Source organism: Streptomyces hilarionis, assembly GCF_024539675.1.
Taxonomy (GTDB): Bacteria; Actinomycetota; Actinomycetes; order Streptomycetales; family Streptomycetaceae; genus Streptomyces; species Streptomyces hilarionis.
Window position 1 is genome coordinate 1 of record NZ_JAHHIT010000025.1, and the last position, 3869, is coordinate 3869.

Annotated in this window: 2 protein-coding genes; both read left to right on the plus strand. The window is 75.4% G+C overall.

The window, feature by feature from the left end; all coding sequences use genetic code 11:
• The coding region (locus tag KMS84_RS04825; protein ID WP_256914768.1) for a type I polyketide synthase at nt 1-3430 on the plus strand (3430 nt) is incomplete at its 5' end.
• A 2-nt stretch (nt 3431-3432) separates the two neighbouring features.
• A partial coding sequence (locus KMS84_RS04830) for a beta-ketoacyl synthase N-terminal-like domain-containing protein (RefSeq protein WP_256914769.1) occupies nt 3433-3869 on the plus strand: 437 nt, incomplete at its 3' end.

Sequence of the window (3869 nt, forward strand, 5' to 3'; positions counted from 1 at the left end):
GCCCGCGGCCGTGGTGGGACACTCACAAGGCGAGATCGCCGCCGCCTGCGTGGCCGGCGCACTCACCCTGGAAGACGCGGCCCGGGTGGTCGCCCTGCGCTCGCAGGCGATCGCCCGGAAGCTGGCCGGCCGGGGCGGGATGATGTCGGTGGCCCTGCCGGCCGACGAGGTGCGGGCCCGCCTGAGCGCCTGGCCGGACCGGCTGGAGGTGGCGGCCCTCAACGGCCCGTCCGCCACGGTCGTCGCCGGTGAACCGGACGCACTGGACGAACTGCTCGCCGCCTGCGAGGCGGACGGCGTGCGGGCCCGCCGGGTGCCGGTGGACTACGCCTCCCACACCGCCCACGTGGAACGGATCGAGGACGAACTCGCCCACGTGCTCGCGGACGTCCGCCCCGAGCCCCCACGGGTGCCGCTCTTCTCGACCGTCGAGCGGGACTGGCTCGGCGAACGGCCGGTCGACGCCGGATACTGGTACCGCAACCTGCGGCAGCCGGTGCACTTCCACTCCGCCGTGGCGGCCCTCGCAGAGCAGGGGTACCGCACGTTCGTCGAGGTCAGTCCGCACCCTGTGCTCACCATGAACGTCGAGGAGGTCCTGGAGGGCCGGCCCGACCCTGGCGCCTCCGTGGTCTGCGGCACGCTCCGCCGCGACGAGGGGGGACGCGACAGGTTCCTGGCCTCGGCCGCCAGGCTCTGGACGCACGGCGCCGCCGTGGACTGGAACGGCGCCTACGCGGGAACCGGCGCGCGCCGCGTCGAGCTGCCGACCTACGCCTTCCAGCGGCGCCGTCACTGGCTGCACCCGCTCGCCGACCGGCCGTTGCTCGGCCGGCCCGTGGAACTCGCCGACGGCGGCGCCACCGTGCACACCGAACGTCTCTCGCTGCGCAGCCGGCCCTGGCTGGCCGACCACCGGGTGCTCGGCCAGGCGGTGGTGCCGGGGACCGCTCTGCTGGAGATGGCGCTGCGGATCGGCCACACGTTGGACGAACTGACCCTCAGGACACCGCTGGTGGTGCCGGAGCGGGGCGAGGTCGAGGTGCAGCTGACGGCGGCGGCACCGGACGCGTCGGGGCGGCGGGAACTGCGCATACACGGCCGCCTGTGCGGCGAGGCCGAGGAGGACTGGCAGCTGCACGCCACGGGCCGGGCCGGGCCGGCCGGAGCCGCCGCCGGCGGCCCGGCGCCGGTCGAGTGGCCGCCGAGCGGCGCTGCCCCGCTGGACCCCGCCGGCTGGTACGACGAACTCGCCCGGCGCGGCCTGGAGTACGGGCCGGCCTTCCGTAACCTGGGGGCGGCGTGGCGGTGCGGTGACGACCTGTTCGCCGAGGTTGCGCTCGCGGAGGAGGCGGGACCGTTCTGCCTCCATCCCGCGCTGCTGGACGCGGTTCTCCATCCGCTGGTGCTGGAGGAGGGCGCCGAGCCGGTGGTCCCGTTCTCCTGGGAAGGCGTCCGGCTCGCCCGAACCGGGGCCTCCCGGCTCCGGGTCCGGATCGGCCTGCTCGGCGGACAGCGGGCGTCGCTGACCGCCACCGACGGCAACGGCACCCCGGTGCTCTCGGTCGACTGCCTCACCCTGCGCCCCCTCGACGCCCGCCGCTCCGACCCCAAGCTGTTCCAGGTGGACTGGCGCGAGGCCGGCGTTCCCGCCTCGACCGGGGCGCCGGACACCCCGACCGTCGTCCTGCCGGTCCCGTCGAGCGCCACCGAGCTGCCCGCGGCCGTGCACGCGACAGCGGAGCAGGTGCTGGGGGACGTCCAGGCGTGGCTGGCCGAGCACGGCGAGGGCCCCGGGCGGCTGGTCGTCGCCACTCGCCGGGCCGTGGCCGTGGCCCCGGGCGAGGAGCTCGACATGGCCGCCGCCGCCGTGTGGGGCCTGCTGCGCTCGGCTCAGACCGAACACCCGGGCCGGGTCCTCCTGCTGGACCACGACGGCGACGGGGAGCCCGCGGCTGATCGGCTGCGGGAGGCCCTCGCCGCCGACGAACCGCAGGTCGTCCTGCGCGCCGGACGGATCCATGTCCCCCGGCTCGCCCGCGGTTCCGTCCCCGCGCCCACCGCCGACCGCTCGCCGGCCGGTCTCGACGGGACCGTGCTGATCACCGGCGGCACCGGCGGTCTCGGCGCCACCGTGGCACGCCATCTGGTGGAGCGGCACGGCGTCCGCCGACTGCTGCTGGTCAGCCGCAGCGGCTCCGCCGCCGCCGGCGCGGCGGAGCTGGTCGCGGAGCTGACCGCCAAGGGCGCGGCCGTCTCGGTGGCCGCCTGCGACGTGGCCGACCGGTCCGCGCTGGCCGCCGTCCTCGCGGCCCTCCCCGCCTCGGCCCCGCTGCGGGCCGTGGTACACGCGGCCGGGGTCCTACAGGACGGCGCGGTCGCCTCGCTGACGGCGGAACAGCTGCATGCCGTCCTCGCGGCGAAGGCCGACGGCGCCTGGCACCTGCACGAGCTGACCCGTGACCTCGACCTCGGGGCCTTCGTGCTGTTCTCCTCGGTCTCGGCCACCATCGGTCTGGCCGGGCAGGCCAACTACGCGGCCGCCAACGCCTTCCTCGACGCACTCGCCCACCACCGGCACCGGCGCGGACTCCCCGCGCTGTCGCTGGGCTGGGGTCTGTGGGAGCAGAGCACCGGCCTGACCGGCGCGCTCGGCCCCGCCGATCTGCGGCGGATGCTCCGTACGGGCCTGCGACCGCTGCCCACCGACCAGGCGCTGGCGTTGTTCGACCTGTCCCTCGACGCGGACCGGCCGCATCTGGTGCCGGCCTGGTTCGACCCGGACGAGCTGCGGAAGGGCGCACCGCCCTCGCTGCTGCGCGCATGGGTACGTGCTCCTGCCGCGGCGGCCGCTCGGACGGCGGACGGCGGACCTTCCCTGGGCGAGAGGCTGCGGTTTCTGCCCCGCCCCGAGCGCGAGCTGACGCTGCGTCGGCTCGTCCAGACGGAGATCGCGACCGTACTGGGCCGTTCCGGACCGGGCGACGTGGCGCCCGAACGCGGCTTCATGGAGATGGGCTTCGACTCGCTCACCGCCCTGGAGCTGCGCAGCCGGCTGGCCGGCCTCACCGGGCTCACCCTGTCCGCGACCGTGACCTTCGACCACCCGAGCGTGCTCGCCCTGGCCCGGCACCTGCTGGAGCGGCTCGCCCCGGAACCGGACCCGGAACCGGCTTCGGCCCCGGACGTCCCGGACCCGGAGTCCGAGGCGCCCGCCGAGCACGCGCTCACCGCCCTGGCCCGGCTGGCGGCCGACGCTGCCACCCTCGACGCCGAGCTGCGCCTGGACGTCACCGCACAGGTGTGGGAGCTGCTCGGGGCACTGACCGCCGAAGCGGACGGAACGGCGCCGGTGCCCGACGAGGAGATCACCGCGGCAACCGCGGACGAGCTCTTTTCCTTGATCGACGATGAGCTTGGAAGGCCCTGAAGATGACCGAGGCGAAGCTGCTCGACTACCTGAAGCGGGTCACCACCGAGCTGCGCCAGACCCGCCGCCAACTGGCGGACCTGGAGAAGACGGCCGGGCAAGAGCCGATCGCGATCGTGGGGATGGCCTGCCGGTACCCGGGCGGTGTCTCCTCGCCCGAGGACCTGTTCCAGCTGACCCTCGACGGCGTGGACGCGCTCACCGAGTTCCCGACGAACCGCGGCTGGGACGTCGAGGGGCTGTACGACCCCGACCCGGACCACCTGGGCACGACCTACACCCGGCACGGCGGATTCCTCCACGACGCGAGCGAGTTCGACGCGGGCCTGTTCGGCCTGTCCCCGCGCGAGGCGCTGACCACCGACCCGCAGCAGCGGCTCCTGCTCGAGGTGTCCTGGGAGGCGCTGGAGCGCGCGGGCATCGTCCCGGCCTCCCTGCG